The sequence below is a fragment of the Motilimonas eburnea genome (genome assembly GCF_021295345.1).
GTDB lineage: Bacteria > Pseudomonadota > Gammaproteobacteria > Enterobacterales > CBDFNC01 > Motilimonas > Motilimonas eburnea.
The window spans coordinates 37,088-54,291 of record NZ_JAIMJB010000007.1 but is presented as its reverse complement, the minus strand read 5'-3'; the positions used below and the strand labels follow the sequence as shown (position 1 = coordinate 54,291).

The following is a 17,204-nucleotide window of genomic DNA, read 5'->3' as shown; positions in this document are numbered from 1 at the left end:
GATTCGGCTAAAGCCCTTCGGGCGTAAGCATTCTACGCGTCGTTGAGCAGTATTTACTTAGAATGCTAAGCTACACACTGCTCGCCTTGCTCAAAACGCTTTTAGACAGGGTGTCTCCCTCTCGAACAAAAATTAACCACGAAAGGTCAACAGGCCCTAGTCTTATCCTTGAGTGAGGAGACTGTGGTTGATTTATTTGACCGTTAACTAAGTTTCAGTATTACTCGGGAAACTTTAACCCGTGGCATGTTGCATTAGGCTCGGTTATTGCATAGGGTTAAAACGTCATTTTTTTGTCGAACTATGTGAATGAATTTAAAGTCAAATTTAGCCGGTTTCTGGCAACAGCGCGATAAACTGATTAAAGGGGTGGGCGCGCCAGTCATGGTACTGGCGACCCTTGGCATGGTTGTCTTACCCATGCCCGCTTTCCTTCTCGATATTTTGTTTTCATTCAATATTGCTTTGGCATTGATCGTGTTGTTGGTGGCTATTTACACTAAACGTCCCCTCGATTTCGCGGCTTTTCCTGCTGTGTTATTGATTGCGACTTTACTGCGTTTGGCCCTGAATGTGGCGTCAACGCGAGTCGTGTTACTTGAGGGCCATCAAGGTGGGGATGCCGCGGGTAACGTGATTGCAGCTTTTGGCTCGGTGGTCATTGGTGGCAACTATGCGGTTGGTCTCATCGTGTTTTTGATTTTAATGATCATTAACTTTGTGGTGGTGACCAAGGGCGCGGGGCGTATTTCTGAAGTGAGCGCCCGCTTTACCCTTGATGCGATGCCGGGTAAGCAAATGGCCATTGATGCCGACTTAAACGCGGGCATGATAGATCAAGAGCAGGCGAGAATAAGGCGCGAAGAGGTGACCCGCGAAGCCGATTTCTATGGCTCGATGGACGGTGCCAGCAAATTCGTTAAAGGTGATGCCATCGCTGGCATATTGATCTTATTTATCAATATCATCGGCGGTTTTATTATTGGCATGGCGCAACATGGTTTGAGTTTTGGTCAAGCCGCTGAAATTTATACCTTGTTAACCATTGGCGATGGCTTGGTCGCGCAAATTCCTTCACTGTTATTATCAATTGCTGCGGCGATCACCGTGACTCGAGAAAACCGCTCAGAAGACATGGGTGAGCAGGTGATGGGACAAATGTTCAGTAACCCGAAAGCCTTAATGATCACCTCGGGCATACTCATTGTGATGGGGCTGGTACCGGGTATGCCACACTTTGCATTTTTATCTTTAGGTTTAGCCGCAGCGGGTGGCACTTACTGGCTAATGAAAAAGCAAAAAGCGGCGGCGGCCTCGGCGTTAGTCGAATCTGAAAAAAATGTGGCGAATAGTAATCCGGCAGCACAAACCAAAGAGCTGGGTTGGGACGATGTTCAACCCGTTGACACCATAGGGTTAGAAGTGGGATACCGACTGATCCCTCTGGTTGATAAAAGCCAAGGTGGTGAACTACTAGAGCGGATCAAAGGGGTTCGTAAAAAGCTATCGCAAGAATTAGGCTTTCTGGTTCCGCCGGTTCATATTCGTGATAACTTGGACTTACCGCCGAGTTATTACAGTATTTCTTTGATGGGGGTGACCAGTGGTCAAGCTGAAGTGTTCCATGATAAAGAGATGGCCATTAACCCAGGTCAAGTGTTTGGTACGGTAGAAGGGATCCCCACCATAGAGCCTGCTTTCCAATTAGACGCCTTGTGGATTTCACCCAGTCAACGTGAACACGCCCAAGCCATGGGATATACCGTGGTTGATGCGGCGACGGTGGTGGCGACCCACCTTAGTCAATTACTGACTAATCATGCCGCTCAGTTGCTCGGACATGAAGAAGTTCAAAATCTTCTCGACTTATTAGCGAAAAGTCATCCTAAACTAGTAGAAGGGTTGGTGCCGGACATTTTACCTCTCGGGGTGGTGGTTAAGGTATTACAAAGCCTATTAAACGAAGGGGTGCCGATCAGAGATATACGCACGATAGTGCAAACCTTGTCTGATTATGGTGTGAAGAGCCAAGATGCAGAAGTATTAACGGCGGCGTGTCGTATCGCATTAAAACGCATGATCAGTCAAAATATTGTCGGAGCGGAATCAGAAATACCCGTTATTACACTGTCTCCGGAGTTGGAGCAAATTTTGCATAACTCGATCCAAGCAGGGGGAAGTGAAGGGGCTGGTATCGAGCCGGGACTAGCAGAGCGGATCCAGAGCGCATTATTTGAAGCCTCACAACAGCAAGAGCTTGCGGGCCAACCCGCTGTTTTGCTAACGTCGGGGGTATTACGAACAACCTTGGCTAAGTTTGTTAAGAACACTATTCCTAGCTTGCAGGTACTCAGTTATCAAGAAGTGCCCGAAGACAAGCAAATTAGAATCGTTAACTCTGTCGGACAATAACCGACAGGAGACAGCAGTATGAAAATTAAACGTTTTTTTGCAAAAGATATGCGTGCTGCACTGGCTGAGGTTAAAGAGATCTTAGGGCCAGATGCGGTTATCATGTCAAATAAAAAAGTGACCGGTGGCATTGAAATTGTCGCAGCGGTTGATTACCAAGCCGCATCTGAAGCAAAGCCTGCAGCGAAACCTCAGGGCAATTTAAAAGAAGACAGCGTGGTGCTGTCAAACCGAGCTCGCGCAGGACATTCTTCGACATCCCAAGCTGCACAACAACAAGCAAAAACCATCAATGCTAAGTCTGGACAACACCTAGCGGACTCTTTGTCGGCTTTATTGGCAAAACAAGGCAAACCGACGCCCGTGCGAAAAGCCAACCAGCCAGCGACATTGATGGAACAAGAAAATTGGCAAAGTCCGAAACCTAAGCCTGCTCCTTCTCGACCAAGGCCTGCACCAGCGACCAGTGCCAGTAAGGATGATAAGGTACTCGAAGCCATGCGTGAGGAAATGGCTTCGCTGCGTAAATTACTTGAACATCAAGTGTCGGGCTTAATGTGGCAAGAGCTCGAACGTAAAGAGCCTGTGCGCGCCATGTTGATTAAGTGGCTCAATAAATCTGGCTTCTCAGATGATATTTCCGACCAGCTCGCCAGTTGCATACCGGAAAGCTGCACCCCTTATGAAGCCCAGCAGTACTTATCACAACTGTTAGAAGATCAAGTCGCCATCGGCGAAAACGAAATTCTTAAACTAGGTGGTGCTGTGGCGTTACTTGGGCCTACTGGGGTAGGTAAAACCACCACGATTGCGAAATTAGCTGCGCGCTTTGCCATGGAGCATGGTGCAGATCAGGTCGGAATGATCACCACAGACACCTACCGCATTGGCGCCCATGAGCAACTTGCCACCTACGGTAAGATTTTGGGCTGTGCTGTGCGAGTGGCAAAAGATGCGGACGAATTATCAGAGATTTTGTATCAAATGCGCACTAAACGTTTGGTGCTGATTGATACCGCAGGCATGGGACAACGTGATGTCAGGCTCTCGGAACAACTTGAAACCTTGATGAAAAACTCAAGGGTGAAAATTCGCAGCTTTTTAGTGATCCCAGCGACAAGTCAGCGCCGAGTTGTACAAGAAGCCATCGAACACTTCAGAAAAATTCCCTTATCTGGTTGTATTCTCACGAAACTAGATGAAAGTTTGAGTCTGGGCGAAATACTAAGTGTTACAATTAAACATGCTTTACCTATCTCTTATATTACAGATGGGCAACGTGTGCCCGAAGACATAAAAATTGCAAATGCAAAATACATGGTATCGAGTGCCTTGCGTTTAATGGAACAAGAAATGGCAAAAGATCAACATCAATGGTATAGCGAAGCAGATGACTGCCACACCTCGGAGTATTATGAATAAAACGATGTTAACTGATCAGGCAAGTGGGCTGCGAATGATGAAAAACAATAAAGTAAAGGTGATCACTGTCACCGGTGGTAAAGGCGGGGTGGGTAAAACCAACGTCACCCTTAATTTGGCCGCCTCCTTGGCCGCCCAAGGTAAGCGGGTATTGGTGCTTGACGCCGACTTAGGTCTTGCCAATGTCGATGTGTTATTGGGTTTACGTGTGACCAAAAACCTATCCCATGTGTTATCGGGAGAATGCACCTTAGACGAAGTCATTATTGATGCGCCGCAAGGCATGAAAATTATTCCGGCAACCTCTGGCACCAAGTCGATGGTGGAGCTGACTCCTGCTGAACATGCCGGTTTGATTCGTGCGTTTAGCGAATTACAAACCCCCATTGATGTGTTATTGGTGGATACCGCTGCGGGCATCTCTGATATGGTTCTTAGCTTTGCTCGTGCCGCCCAAGACATTGTTGTCGTGGTGTGCGATGAGCCAACCTCGATAACGGATGCCTATGCCTTGATCAAGCTCCTTAGTACGCAATATGGTGTGTTTCATTTTAAAATTGTGGCTAACATGGTGCGCAGTTTGCGTGAAGGGCAGGAATTATTTTCAAAATTAACACGCGTTACCGACCGCTTCTTAGACACGGCCTTGGAATTAGTCTCTTGTATTCCCTTTGACAACAATGTCCGTCAATCCGTTAGAAAACAAAAGCTGGTTGTAGAAGCGTTTCCGAAATCACCCTCATCATTAGCATTTAGAGCGCTATCAAGTAAAGCGGTGACCTGGCCTATTCCGAATCAACCGGGTGGCCACCTTGAGTTTTTCATCGAAAAGCTGTTAGACAGTAGCGCCGAAAATAGAGAGAAGGTCAGTGAATAAAGTCCACGCCTATACCAGTCAAGTTCAGCCGAATGAACTGGTTGAACGCTATGGACCTTTAGTGCAACGGATAGCACATCATCTATTGGCCCGTTTGCCTGCTAGCGTGTTAGTTGAAGACTTAACTCAAGCAGGTTTGATTGGGTTGTTAGAGGCCAGTAAAAATTTTGATGCCAGTAAAGGGGCCAGTTTTGAAACCTTTGCAGGGATCCGTATTCGCGGTGCGATGTTAGACGAAATGCGCCGTGGTGACTGGGTACCACGCAGTGTGCACAAAAATAGCCGCATGATTGCCCAGGCGATAGATCAAGTTGAAAAAGAACTCGGTGTCGATGCGAAAGATGCCGATATTGCAGCCAAATTAGGTGTTTCTTTAGACGAATACCACACGATGCTGCGCGAAGTGAATAGTGGAAAGTTAATCGGGATAGAAGATTTAGGGGCAGGACAAGAAAGTGTGGGAAGCGATGAAATGCTCGATAATTCACCACTTGATGGTGTTTTTGAAGAAAAATTTCAGCATCACCTCGCAACTTGTATAAAATCCTTACCCGAACGCGAAGCCCTTGTATTATCTTTATATTATGATGAAGAGCTAAATTTACGCGAAATTGGTGAAGTGTTAGATGTCAGTGAGTCTCGCGTCAGCCAAATACACAGTCAAGCCATCCACCGTTTAAAGGGGAGAATGACTGATTGGCAAAGATAGCATGTCGCTGTGGCATAAATGTAACTATACTGATTCTAGTTGCCTAAATAACATTTCAGCACAAAGAGTTGAGTTCAAACCAACTGCCATTTAAGGAGATTAAGTTGGATAAAAATATGAAAATTCTAATTGTTGATGATTTCTCAACAATGCGAAGAATAATCAAAAACCTATTGCGCGATCTTGGCTTCAACAATACCCATGAAGCGGATGATGGTAGTACAGCATTGCCGATGCTGAAAAATGGCGATTTTGAATTCCTAGTCACAGACTGGAACATGCCTGGCATGCAGGGCATTGACTTGTTAAAAGAGGTTCGCAAAGACGAAAACCTACGCCATTTACCCGTACTCATGGTAACGGCAGAAGCCAAACGTGAACAAATCATTGAGGCAGCTCAAGCAGGTGTGAATGGTTACATTGTTAAACCTTTCACTGCTGCAACCTTGAAAGAGAAGCTCGATAAAATTTTCGAACGGCTTCAATAAGGAGGCGTCGTGATGACAGACACCAACGAAGCCTTGCTTTCGCTTGAGCAAGCACGGCACTTAGTTGAACTACTTGAGCTTGGCGAGGTTGAGCAAGCGAACTCTTTGATATCTGGTGCGTTGTCTGATCCCGCCAAAAATGATTTATTTGAACAAGTGGGCCTATTGACTCGTCAGTTACATAACTCGTTAGTTGAGTTTCAAAATGACAATCGATTGTCAGAGTTAGCTAACAGTGAAATTCCTGATGCAAAAGACAGGCTCAGTTATGTCATCGAAATGACCGACAAGGCGGCAAACCGTACCATGGATGCCGTCGATGAGAGTTTACCCCTTGCTGACCGATTAAATGAGAATATTCAACAAGTTCTGCCCGGTTGGAATTGCTTAATGAACCGTGAATTAGAGTTGGTTGAGTTTAAGGAGCTATGTCACAAACTTGACAAGATCCTTAAGGATTCGGAACAAGATGCCGATAAGTTGAGGCAACTGTTGACCGAAATTCTCATGGCCCAAGACTTCCAAGACTTGACGGGTCAAATGATTCGGCGGGTGATATCCCTAGTACAAGAAGTGGAAGTCAAGTTAGTTGAAATGCTAACGATGTTTGGTGAAATTGAACGCAAACCAAAACAAGAGCAAGCCAGTGTCCCCAGTTCATCAGGAATAGAGGCCGAAGGCCCAATTATGAATGCAGAAGCAAGGGATGATGTGGTTTCTGGTCAAGATGACGTAGACGACTTGTTGTCGAGTTTAGGATTCTAGGAGTAGCGCATGGGCTTTGACGTCGATGAAGACATTTTACAGGACTTTTTAGTAGAAGCAGCGGAAATACTGGAGCTACTTTCAGAACAACTGGTTGATCTGGAAAAGCAGCCAGATGATTCCAACCTGTTAAATGCAATCTTTCGGGGATTCCATACCGTGAAGGGGGGAGCCGGTTTTCTCTCCCTGACCGAATTAGTTGATTGTTGTCATGGTGCGGAAAACGTCTTTGATACATTGCGAAACGGCGGCCGTGCCGTTGATGCGGAATTAATGGATGTTATTTTGCAAGCCTTGGACAGCATCAACGAAATGTTTTCTCAAGTTCAAGCCCGTGAACCTCTAACGCCTGCTCCACCTGAAATCATTGATGCGTTGCATAAACTAAGTTTACCAGCTGGCGCTGAGCCTGCTGCACCAGAGCCCGTTGTTGAGCCTGAGCCCATCCCAGAGCCTGAGCCCTTGGTGGAACCGGCTGCATCCAATGAAGAAAGCTCGGCAGAAGCCGGTATTGATGAAATCACAGAAGATGAATTTGAGCGATTACTTGACGAGCTGCATGGCACGAAAGGGCCTACTGCGACCGCGCCAGCAGAGTCAGAGGTTGCTTCTGGTGATATCACAGACGATGAGTTTGAATCCTTACTTGATGAACTTCACGGCAAAGGGCAACACAAATCGGTCACGCCTGCACCGGCTGCTGATGATGGCTTGATTGATGACGATGAGTTTGAACGCTTGCTAGATGAACTTCACGGCAGCGGTAAAAGCCCAACTAACGAAACCAAACCTGCAGCGAGCCCCGCTCCCTCTGCACAAGCCGCTGCGCCCAAAGCCCAAGCTCCCTCAGCTTCGACTCCCGCGCAAGCACCCAAGCCATCAAGTCCGGCTGCACCCGCTGCAACTGCTGCGCCAGCAAAAGCCCCAGCAGAAAAACCGGCTGCCAATCGAGCCCCTGCGCCAGCTCCAGCTGAGTCAACGGTTCGTGTAGACACGCGCACCTTAGACGAGATCATGAATATGGTCGGTGAGTTGGTATTAGTACGAAACAGATTGGTGAGCTTGGGCATAAACAGTACCGATGAAGCCATGGCGAAAGCGGTAGCCAATCTTGATGTTGTGACAGCCGACCTGCAAGGTGGGGTGATGAAAACCCGGATGCAGCCAATTAAGAAAGTTTTTGGCCGATTTCCTCGGGTGGTCCGCGATTTAGCGCGTACCTTGAAAAAAGAAATTAACCTCACGCTAGAGGGTGAAGACACAGATTTAGATAAAAACTTGGTCGAAGCCCTAGCTGATCCCTTGGTCCACTTAGTGCGTAATGCCGTTGACCATGGTATTGAAATGCCAGATGTGCGTGAACAAAATGGTAAACCCCGACTTGGACAAATAAAACTGTCGGCTTCTCAAGAGGGTGACCATATCTTGCTCGTTATTGAAGATGACGGTGCCGGTATGGATGCTGAGAAGCTCAAGAATATCGCCATCAGCAAAGGTATTCTTGATCCGGATACGGCAGCGAGAATGTCCAACACCGAAGCTTACAGCCTTATCTTTGCTCCAGGCTTCTCAACTAAAGTCGAAATTTCTGATATATCCGGTCGTGGCGTTGGCATGGATGTGGTGAAAACCAGTATCACTCAGTTAAACGGCGCGATTCATATCGACTCTAATCTAGGTACAGGCACTCGGTTAGAAATCAAAGTACCTTTAACTCTGGCTATTTTACCGACCCTAATGGTGTTAGTCGGCAAACAAACCTTTGCCTTGCCGTTGACCAATGTTAACGAAATATTCCATCTTGACCTTAGAAAGACCAATGTGGTCGATGGCCAACTAACCGTGATTGTCAGAGAAAAGGCAATTCCACTGTTCTATTTACAGGATTGGTTAATCCGCAACGGCGCGCCTGCTAAGCAAAAACGTGATGGTTTGGGCCATGTTGTTATCGTGCAACTGGGCATGAAGCAAGTCGGTTTTGTGGTCGATAGCCTGATTGGCCAAGAAGAAGTCGTGATCAAAGCCCTTGATGATTTGCTGCAAGGCACACCCGGTATGGCGGGTGCGACGATCACCAGTGATGGTGGCATCGCGTTGATCTTAGATATTCCAAGCTTATTAAAGCATTATGCATAACACTTCGAAGTTGAGAAGGTAGATGTCAATAAAGGTATTAGTAGTAGACGATTCGAGCTTCTTTCGAAGACGAGTAAGTGAAATCATTAACCAAGATCCATTACTTGAGGTAATCGATACCGCCAAAAATGGCAAAGAAGCCGTCGAAATGACTCAACGGCTTCGACCGGACGTGATTACCATGGATATTGAAATGCCCGTATTAGACGGTATTTCTGCTGTGCGTGAGATCATGGCCGCCACACCTACGCCGATTTTAATGTTCTCATCCCTCACTCATCAGGGGGCCACGGCAACATTAGAAGCCCTAGAGGCTGGCGCATTAGATTTTTTACCCAAGAAATTTGAAGATATTGCTCGCGATAAAGACGAAGCAACAAAGACACTACAGCAACGTGTTAAAGCGATTGCTCGCCGACGCGTGTTTAGCCCGAGAACATCGATCGCTAAATCTCCTTCTGCCCAGACACCCACGACACCAGCTAGGCCTGCGTTAGAGCGCGCGTCAACGCGACCAGCCCCGGCTCGCGCTTCTACAACGCCTGCTTCGCCAGCCAAGCCAGCGCCTACTGCTGCTCCTCATTTCAAGCGCAGTGGTAAAAGTTACGATATTGTCACGATAGGTACCTCTACCGGCGGGCCAGTGGCTTTGCAAACGGTGTTGACGGCATTACCTGCTAACTTTCCGCTGCCGATCCTGCTGATCCAGCATATGCCTGCGACCTTTACCGCAGCATTTGCCGCGCGCTTAAACTCCCTTTGTAAAATTAAGGTGAAAGAAGCACAAGATGGTGATCCCATTGTCAAAGGGCAGGCTTATCTGGCCCCTGGCGGCAAACAAATGCTCGTTGAAGGCAGGGGAGCGAGTGCCCGCATTCGTATTGTAGAAGGCAATGATAAAGTCAATTACAAGCCTTGTGTTGATATTACGTTTGCTTCGCTGGCAAAGCTTTACCAGAGTAAAGTACTGGCTATTGTGTTAACCGGCATGGGAGCCGATGGCCGCGATGGTGGACGTATGTTGAAAAACATGGGGGCCACGATTTGGGCTCAGGATGAAAAATCTTGTGTGGTTTACGGTATGCCGCAAGCGGTCGCAAAGGAGGGAATCGCATCTGAGTCGTTACCCCTCGATCGTGTGGCCGCTAGGATCATGACGGAATTTACCTAATGGATATTTTGGGGTTGTTTGGTCTATTTTTGGCATTCGCCTCACTTATCATCGCAGAGTCGATCACGGGTGGGTCGCTGTCTTTTCTGTTAAATCTTGCCGCTTTTGTGATTGTGTTTGGCGGCACCATAGGCGCAGTATTATTTCAATCCACTGCGGATCAATTTGGTCATGCCATTCGCTTGCTTCCTCAGCTTATTACGCCAGATGTCTTACCCGTTAAACGGCAAACGGCAAAGTTAAAGCAGTGGGCAAGCACGGCAAGAACCCAAGGCTTTTTAGCGTTGGAGGCGGATATCGACAACACGAAATTGGACAGCTTTACCAGCAAAGGCTTGTCTATGATTGTTGACGGTGTTGATGCGATAACCCTACGCAGCGTTTTAGAACAAGACGTTGATCTTAAACAAGAGTATTACGAGCGCAGCGCTAAGGTCTATGAGGCCATGGGGGGCTACAGCCCAACGGTTGGGATAATAGGCGCGGTATTAGGGCTTATCCAAGCCATGTCCAATATCGATGATCCTAGTGTGTTAGGACGAGGTATCGCCGCTGCCTTTGTGGCAACCATTTATGGTGTCGGATTTGCTAACTTTGTCTTTTTACCGATTTGCCATAAATTACGCGCGCTGAACTATAAACAAACCCTTTATCATGAAATGACCATCGAGGGCTTAGTGGCCATTGTCAATGGTGAGAATGCGCTAGTGATAGAGCGGCGTTTAGAGTCGTTTGCCACTGAGAGGCATTGAGCATGGCGCGGCGCTCAAGAAAAAAGCACGTTCCAGAGCATAACCATACTGAACGTTGGTTGGTGTCTTATGCTGACTACATGACGTTAATGTTTGCGCTATTTGTTGTGTTATATGCCGCCGCCTCGGTGAATGAAGATAAGTATAAGGTGGTGATTGAGAATTTTTACACCGCGACCAAAGAGTTTTCTAAGCACGTTGAAGTATCCGATACAGAAGGTATCTTGGATAATGAAGCAGACGAAATAATTCAAGAGCAAGGCGCGGGTTTGATGGAAGATGCAGGCTCTGTGGTTGATGGCGGGCAGGATTTATCTAATTTAGACCGCAATAAACTAGGTGCGCCTTTAACTTCCCTTGAAACTGAATTGAATGAAAGCCTATTAAAGGAGCTTGAAAATGGTCAAGCCAGTGTGACCTTAGATGGCGATTGGCTAACCATAGATATCAGCAGTGGCTTGATTTTTCCAAGTGGCAGTGCCCAAGCATCATTGGCCTCCAAAGAGTTGATTAGTCGTATCGCAGCCATATTAACGCCGGTCAGTAATTTTTTACGGGTCAGAGGCTATACCGACGATCAGGGTATCAATACCGAGGTTTTTACTTCAAATTGGGAGCTGTCAGTGGCACGCGCCACAAGTATTTTACGTTTACTTGAAGCCGACGGTGTTAACCCAGCAAGGTTGGCGGTTGAGGGTTATGGTGAGTATTATCCTATTGCGAGCAATACCACCGATGAGGGGCGAAGAAAAAATCGCCGAGTGGTGATTGCGTTATCGAAATATGCTTACGAGGCAAAGGCGCAGGATGACCTGATAGACGTAGAAGCGAGTATTGAAACTCCCCCAGAAGCGACGACTGAACCTATACTTTCTAGGGAGGGTGCCGATAACAATGAAGAGAGTAAAATAATTGAGGTTGAGCTGCCTAACGGTGGCTTACGAATTACCACAAGACAGGAATAGCACTTTGATCGTTTGGACCGTGGCAAATCAAAAGGGTGGTGTAGGCAAAACTACAACGGTGATCTCACTGGCTGGCTTATTGGCTGAGCGAGGACACAGGGTATTGCTGATCGATACCGACCCCCATGCATCCTTGACCAGTTACCTCGGTTATGACTCCGACTTAATTGATGGCACCTTGTATGAATTATTCCAAACGCCTTCACCCACTAGGGAGGCGGTATTACGCTATACCTTGAAAACGCCGTTCGAAGGCTTAGACATCATTCCTGCCAACATGGCGCTAGCCACCCTTGATCGGGTTCTGGGTAATCGAGAGGGCATGGGGCTGTTTCTAAGACGGGCGCTTGACCAAGTCAGTAACGATTATGATTATGTGTTAATCGATTGTCCGCCGGTATTGGGTGTGATGATGGTGAATGCGCTTGCGGCGTGTAACCGAATATTAGTACCCGTACAAACAGAGTTTCTTGCCTTGAAAGGGCTTGAGCGAATGATCCGTACTTTCAATATCATGCAGCGTTCAAGGCCAACGCCATTTAAGTATTGTGTGATTCCTACCATGTTTGATAAGCGAACCAAGGCCTCACTGAGCACGTTGCAAGCCATAAAAGATAAATACCCTAAGGATGCTTGGAATTCGGTGATCCCGATAGATACTAAGTTCCGAGACGCCAGTTTAAAGCATATTCCCCCGTCGGCTTATTCACGTAATTGTCGCGGCGTGTTTGCTTATGAAACCTTACTTAACCATTTGCAGCAATTAGAGAACAAAGAGCAAGCAAAATAGTTTAACACAGGCTGCACGTGTGGCCCCTCGCGGGTGTATCACGACCAACACTGAGATGATGCGATATGGATGAAAGGAATTAGGCTAAAAAAATGAGTCGTTTGCCCAATGAAGATGCAATGGAGCGTTATTTTTCTGCGCTACTGGATGAGCCTAAAATGGAGCCTACTGAGCGCCAGGATCCGCAACAGACGTTGTCACAGGCGCAAGCCAGTGAGCTCCATCCTGCGACGCCTAAACCAGTTCATGTCCCAGTGAATGTCAGTCCGGTTTCGCATCAAGAGGGTAACATTCAACGTTTATTGGACAACGTGGCGCAACCCGAGCAACCGGCGCTGCAACCCTTACCTGAGAAACAAGCTGAGCCTACATTGTCGGTTGATTCACTCTTAGAGGAAGTAGACGATCAACTGGGTAGCTTAGTATCAATGGGCGCGGTATTGCCTGATGAACTGGTTTTTGCTGAACCTGAACCTGAACCTGAACCTGAACCTGAACCTGAACCTGAACCCGAAGTGCTCGCTACCCAAGAGGTGCAATTAACTGAGCAGACTGATGTCGACGTCGCTTCTGCCCCGCCCAATATGTCGTCTGGTTGGAAAAATATCGAGCCAGAAGAGGAATTTCAGGCGCTATTTTTTGAAGTTGCAGGCATATCTTTTGCGGTGATGTTGACGGAGCTAGGCGGGATCCACAAAATTGATGGTGTGACGAGCCTTTTTGGCAAACCGCCTTGGTTCTCGGGCATCATGACTCAACGAGATAAGAAACTCAATGTCGTCGATACTGCCAAATGGGTGATGACAGAGAGTGCACCGCAAGAGGTGGAATATAAATACCTCATATTGCTCGGCGATACCCAATGGGGATTAAGTTGCTGTAGTTTAATTGGTACTGAAAAATTAACTAAAGACCAAGTCAAGTGGCGCAATCAAGAAGGCAAACGTCCTTGGCTGGCGGGGATGGTCAAGAAGAAGATGTGTGCTTTACTGCATGTCAGTGAACTCGTGAAACTATTATCACGCGGGGTAAACATAGAAGGCGTATAAAAAAGGTCTTTTATCAAATATTTTGTATAACAGAACAGTTTTTACATCATTATTATCAGTGTCGTGCTAATTTTATGTTAGGTAACGATATTCTAGGTTAGAGGGAAAGCGGATGAGTGAACAACGAAATGTGGCTGAGAATGTGTCTGAAGACGAAGTTTTGCAATGGGTAACCTTTCAGCTTGAAAATGAAACCTACGGCATCAATGTTATGCAGGTACAAGAGGTTTTACGCTACACCGAGATAGCCCCGGTTCCTGGTGCTCCCGATTATGTACTCGGGATCATTAACCTGCGCGGTAATGTGGTAACGGTAATAGACACTCGCTCGCGTTTTGGTTTATGTCCTTCTGAAGTCAGTGATAACTCTCGTATTGTGATCATTGAAGCTGAGAAACAAGTGATTGGGATTATGGTCGATAGCGTTGCCGAAGTGGTGTATTTAAGAGCATCGGAAATCGATACTGCACCGAATGTCGGAACAGAAGAAAGTGCCAAATTTATTCAAGGCGTCAGCAATCGCGATGGCCAGCTGCTAATTCTTGTTGATCTGAATAAGCTCTTAAGTGATGAAGAATGGGATGAAATGAGTGCGCTGTAAGACATGCTAGATCCTATTGTATTGGCAAGCCTAAGCGGGCTTGCCTTATTGGTTTCCTTAATCGCCCTCATTTTGACTGTGCTGACCACCAAGAAACAGGCGAGGAAGATATTGGCCTTGCAGAAGGTGGTCAAAGATCTCGATAAGTCCAAAGAGAGTTTAAATAAGCAAATTGTTGAGCTTCATACCGGCTCGGTTGGCTTAGGAAAACGTTTTCAAGGCCTGCAGCGAGAATTAAAAGACTCCATTGAAAAGCAGCAAGAAATAGTGGACCTGGCGCCAGAGAACAAACTCTATAGCCGAGCCGTTAAGATGGTCGCCCTAGGTGCAGGTCTTGACGAGTTAATGAACGAATGTGAGCTGCCTAAAGCGGAAGCAGAGCTCTTAATTCGCCTGCATGGCAAGTCTTAATCTTAATGGTTAGCCTCATTACCATGGGGCTATTAAATTTCAAGTTCGATGGGGTTGCCATCTTTATGCCAATGCTCAGGAAATTTCCCCTGCAGTAAATAGGAAAAGCTGATTAATTCGGCCATCAGCACGTAAAGTGATTCAGGTATTTCTTCACCTTGCTCCAAGCTTTCTAGCAAACTCATTAAATGCTCATCTTGATGTAATAGAATCCCCGCTTCTTGGGCGGCTTGATTGAGTTGCTCTGCTGCCGCACCTGACACTTTTTGCTCTATGGTAGGTGCACCTTGGCTTGAATTGTAGCTAATGGAAATGGACTTTTTCACTGACTAAAGCCTCCCTAATCTGTGTGCTTTTCACACTAATATGTCGAAACCCGATCGGTTGTCATCAAATTCAGCGACTAAGTCACTGGGTACTTGTCCCATAAAATGTTGGCAATGGGCGCTCAAGCCAGCCTGATTAAGCTGGTTAATCAGTAATGGAGCATGCTGGCATACTTGTTCAAGGTCGGTCTGATTATCGCAGTAAATCTTAATGTCGATGTCACTTTCATCGAGCCAGCAATCAGCTAACATCTCACTTTTTTGAGTGGGTAACTTGAGTTTCAATTGCCACTTTCGTTTAGTTTGTTTGGATTTAGGTTTTACCAGCTTAAGTTGTAATGGCTTTAATTGGTGATCAAGCCACCATGGTAACTGTAATAGCCAGATCTGTTGATTGGCATTATCAAGGTGTTTTAACTGCATCTTTTCAATCAGCTGGCTCAGCTCTGTCGTTATGTTTGATGGTAATGCCGATTGTTTTTTTAGATTGAGCCACAGTAACAACATGCCTTGGAACTTGTGTTTAGGGTGGCTGAGTAAGTGGCTAAGCAGTATTAACACTTGCTGCGGGGATGACGGCAGTAATTGGCCTAATAATGAGTGTATTTTGGTTGACGCTGCTGGGTCTAATGTAATGATTATTTGCATTAAATTGGCTACTTGGGCCGCGAGAGTGGGGGCAATGCCAGCTTGCCCTAAGTTAACGTTAGCCCCGTTATGGCCATGATTCGATGGGGTGGGGGTTAATGCGTCTTTGGCTATTTGAGCGGGCTTATTTGACGGCGTAAGCCCTGATTTAACCGTATTAGTACTGTGGTTAATTTTATGAACCATCATCAATCCTGAAATGAAATCTCGGTAAAACCAGAGGAAAACAGCGCCAACACAGGTTAATCCGTTGCATTTTGTATGCTATTATCCGCATCCAATTATCATCATAGTGCGTAACCCATGCTGGAAGCAAAGTCCCTCAGTTGCGTGAGAGAAGACAGGTTATTATTTGAAGACCTAAACCTAACCGTAGCGCCAGGCCAAATCATTCAAGTTGAAGGCCCTAACGGAGTAGGTAAAACCAGTTTATTCAGGCTGTTAGTTGGTCTTATGTCCCCTTATCATGGTCAGGTTTTTTGGCAGGGTCAAGCTATCTTGGATGATCGTGAACGCTTCCAACGGGCATTGCTTTATTTAGGGCATCACAGTGGTGTAAAACCAGAATTAAGCGCACTAGAAAATGTGTATTTTTACCAGCAAATGTTCGAGCCAGACTTTCAAGGTGATTTATACGCCATTCTCGCCCAAGTTGGCCTCGTTGGCCTAGAAGATATACCCGCAGCACAATTGTCGGCTGGGCAACAACGTCGAGTTGCTTTGGCTAGGTTATGGATCTCAACAGCGACATTATGGATCTTGGATGAGCCGTTCACTGCTATTGATAAAAATGGTGTGAAGGTGTTGGAGCAGTTATTTGTAGAGCATGCAAAGCGCGGTGGTATGATTTTGTTAACCACACACCAAGATTTAGCTCTGCCCTCTGATGCTTTTTCTAAGCTTACTATGGTCAAACCAGAATTAGACAGAATGTACTCAGGAGATGGGTTATGAGTAATGCATTCTATCAGGTACTACGTCGTGAACTGTTAACGGCTTTTCGTCGTATTGCTGATGTGTTTAACCCGCTTTGGTTTTTTATCATAGTGATCACCTTATTTCCGTTAGGGGTTGGGCCGGAGCCCCAATTATTAATGCGTATTGCACCGGGGATTATCTGGGTAGCCGCGCTGTTGTCGTCCTTGTTGTCTTTAGAGCGATTGTTTAAGGATGACTTTAGTGACGGAGGGCTAGAGCAATTGATGTTAAGCCCGTATCCATTACCTTTATTGGTCACGGCAAAAATGATCGCCCATTGGCTATTAACGGGATTACCGATAATTTTGATTTCTCCCTTAATTGCTGTTTTGTTATCACTGGATTTAACCACCTATTGGGCAGTGTTGCTGACTTTGTTAATAGGCACACCTGTGCTGAGTTTTATTGGTGCCATTGGTGTGGCGCTCACGGTAGGCTTACGTAAAGGCGGCATTATTTTAAGCTTAATTATGCTGCCCTTGTGTATTCCTGTTTTGATTTTTTCAACCATGGCAATAGATGCGGCGAGTTTTAATCAATCTTTTGTTGGTCCGTTAGCTATCTTGGGGGCGATGTCTATTGCCTCCATCACGCTAGCGCCGTTTGCTGTGGCCGCAGCCTTAAGGGTGAGCGTCAGTTAACGCCATGATTGACATACGTCATAAGCATGAAAAGTGACAGAGCAGATATTACTAACTGGGTAT

At 46.4% G+C, this 17,204-nt stretch carries 18 protein-coding genes; 16 read left to right on the top strand and 2 right to left on the bottom strand.

Going from position 1 to position 17,204, the window contains the following annotated elements:
• Positions 1–309 precede the first annotated feature (309 nt).
• The 14 genes from flhA to K6Y21_RS08425 all read left to right on the top strand — a co-directional run bounded on the left by flhA (position 310) and on the right by K6Y21_RS08425 (position 14,548).
• A complete protein-coding gene (gene flhA, locus K6Y21_RS08490) occupies positions 310–2,412 on the top strand; it encodes a flagellar biosynthesis protein FlhA (protein ID WP_233071413.1) in 2,103 nt (700 codons plus the stop codon).
• A gap of 18 nt (positions 2,413–2,430) precedes the next feature.
• On the top strand, positions 2,431–3,834 hold the full coding sequence (gene flhF / locus K6Y21_RS08485) for a flagellar biosynthesis GTPase FlhF (RefSeq protein ID WP_233071412.1): 1,404 nt from the start codon (positions 2,431–2,433) through the stop codon (positions 3,832–3,834).
• Positions 3,835–3,838: 4 nt separating this feature from the next.
• Positions 3,839–4,711 carry a MinD/ParA family ATP-binding protein gene (locus tag K6Y21_RS08480; RefSeq protein ID WP_432757987.1) on the top strand — a complete coding sequence of 291 codons (873 nt, stop codon included), beginning with the start codon at positions 3,839–3,841 and terminating at the stop codon, positions 4,709–4,711.
• On the top strand, positions 4,704–5,420 hold the full coding sequence (locus K6Y21_RS08475; RefSeq protein ID WP_233071411.1) for an RNA polymerase sigma factor FliA: 717 nt from the start codon (positions 4,704–4,706) through the stop codon (positions 5,418–5,420). Before K6Y21_RS08480 ends, K6Y21_RS08475 begins: the two co-directional genes overlap by 8 nt.
• Positions 5,421–5,524: 104 nt before the next feature.
• Positions 5,525–5,908 (top strand): chemotaxis response regulator CheY, encoded by a 384-nt coding sequence (gene cheY, locus K6Y21_RS08470; protein ID WP_233071410.1) that lies wholly within the window; start codon positions 5,525–5,527, stop codon positions 5,906–5,908.
• A 12-nt stretch (positions 5,909–5,920) separates the two neighbouring features.
• Positions 5,921–6,673 (top strand): protein phosphatase CheZ, encoded by a 753-nt coding sequence (locus K6Y21_RS08465; RefSeq protein WP_233071409.1) that lies wholly within the window; start codon positions 5,921–5,923, stop codon positions 6,671–6,673.
• Positions 6,674–6,682: 9 nt separating this feature from the next.
• Positions 6,683–8,809: a chemotaxis protein CheA gene (locus K6Y21_RS08460; protein ID WP_233071408.1), complete on the top strand. Its 2,127-nt coding sequence runs from the start codon at positions 6,683–6,685 to the stop codon at positions 8,807–8,809.
• Between the two features lie 22 nt (positions 8,810–8,831).
• Complete coding sequence (locus K6Y21_RS08455) at positions 8,832–9,980, top strand: protein-glutamate methylesterase/protein-glutamine glutaminase (RefSeq protein WP_233071407.1); 1,149 nt, start codon at positions 8,832–8,834, stop codon at positions 9,978–9,980.
• Positions 9,980–10,732: a flagellar motor protein gene (locus tag K6Y21_RS08450; protein WP_233071406.1), complete on the top strand. Its 753-nt coding sequence runs from the start codon at positions 9,980–9,982 to the stop codon at positions 10,730–10,732. Before K6Y21_RS08455 ends, K6Y21_RS08450 begins: the two co-directional genes overlap by 1 nt.
• A gap of 2 nt (positions 10,733–10,734) precedes the next feature.
• Positions 10,735–11,697 (top strand): flagellar motor protein MotB, encoded by a 963-nt coding sequence (locus tag K6Y21_RS08445; RefSeq protein ID WP_233071405.1) that lies wholly within the window; start codon positions 10,735–10,737, stop codon positions 11,695–11,697.
• Positions 11,698–11,701: 4 nt separating this feature from the next.
• A complete protein-coding gene (locus tag K6Y21_RS08440; RefSeq protein WP_233071404.1) occupies positions 11,702–12,487 on the top strand; it encodes a ParA family protein in 786 nt (261 codons plus the stop codon).
• A gap of 92 nt (positions 12,488–12,579) precedes the next feature.
• Complete coding sequence (locus K6Y21_RS08435) at positions 12,580–13,536, top strand: chemotaxis protein CheW (RefSeq protein ID WP_233071403.1); 957 nt, start codon at positions 12,580–12,582, stop codon at positions 13,534–13,536.
• 112 nt (positions 13,537–13,648) lie between these two features.
• On the top strand, positions 13,649–14,137 hold the full coding sequence (locus K6Y21_RS08430) for a chemotaxis protein CheW (RefSeq protein WP_233071402.1): 489 nt from the start codon (positions 13,649–13,651) through the stop codon (positions 14,135–14,137).
• Between the two features lie 3 nt (positions 14,138–14,140).
• Positions 14,141–14,548, top strand: coding sequence for a DUF2802 domain-containing protein (locus K6Y21_RS08425; protein ID WP_233071401.1), 408 nt, complete (start codon positions 14,141–14,143; stop codon positions 14,546–14,548).
• Positions 14,549–14,580: 32 nt separating this feature from the next.
• On the opposite strand, the gene K6Y21_RS08420 is transcribed toward K6Y21_RS08425, so the two are convergent.
• On the bottom strand, positions 14,581–14,874 hold the full coding sequence (locus tag K6Y21_RS08420; protein ID WP_233071400.1) for an EscU/YscU/HrcU family type III secretion system export apparatus switch protein: 294 nt from the start codon (positions 14,872–14,874) through the stop codon (positions 14,581–14,583).
• A 30-nt stretch (positions 14,875–14,904) separates the two neighbouring features.
• Entirely contained in the window at positions 14,905–15,708 is an 804-nt protein-coding gene (locus tag K6Y21_RS08415; protein WP_233071399.1) for a hypothetical protein, read from the bottom strand.
• A 117-nt stretch (positions 15,709–15,825) separates the two neighbouring features.
• Here K6Y21_RS08415 and ccmA point away from each other — a divergent pair, with 117 nt between their 5' ends.
• Positions 15,826–16,476: a cytochrome c biogenesis heme-transporting ATPase CcmA gene (gene ccmA / locus K6Y21_RS08410; protein ID WP_233071398.1), complete on the top strand. Its 651-nt coding sequence runs from the start codon at positions 15,826–15,828 to the stop codon at positions 16,474–16,476.
• Positions 16,473–17,141, top strand: a complete 669-nt coding sequence (gene ccmB / locus K6Y21_RS08405) for a heme exporter protein CcmB (RefSeq protein ID WP_233071397.1) — start codon at positions 16,473–16,475, stop codon at positions 17,139–17,141. The genes ccmA and ccmB overlap by 4 nt, the downstream gene beginning before the upstream one ends.
• Positions 17,142–17,204 lie beyond the last annotated feature (63 nt).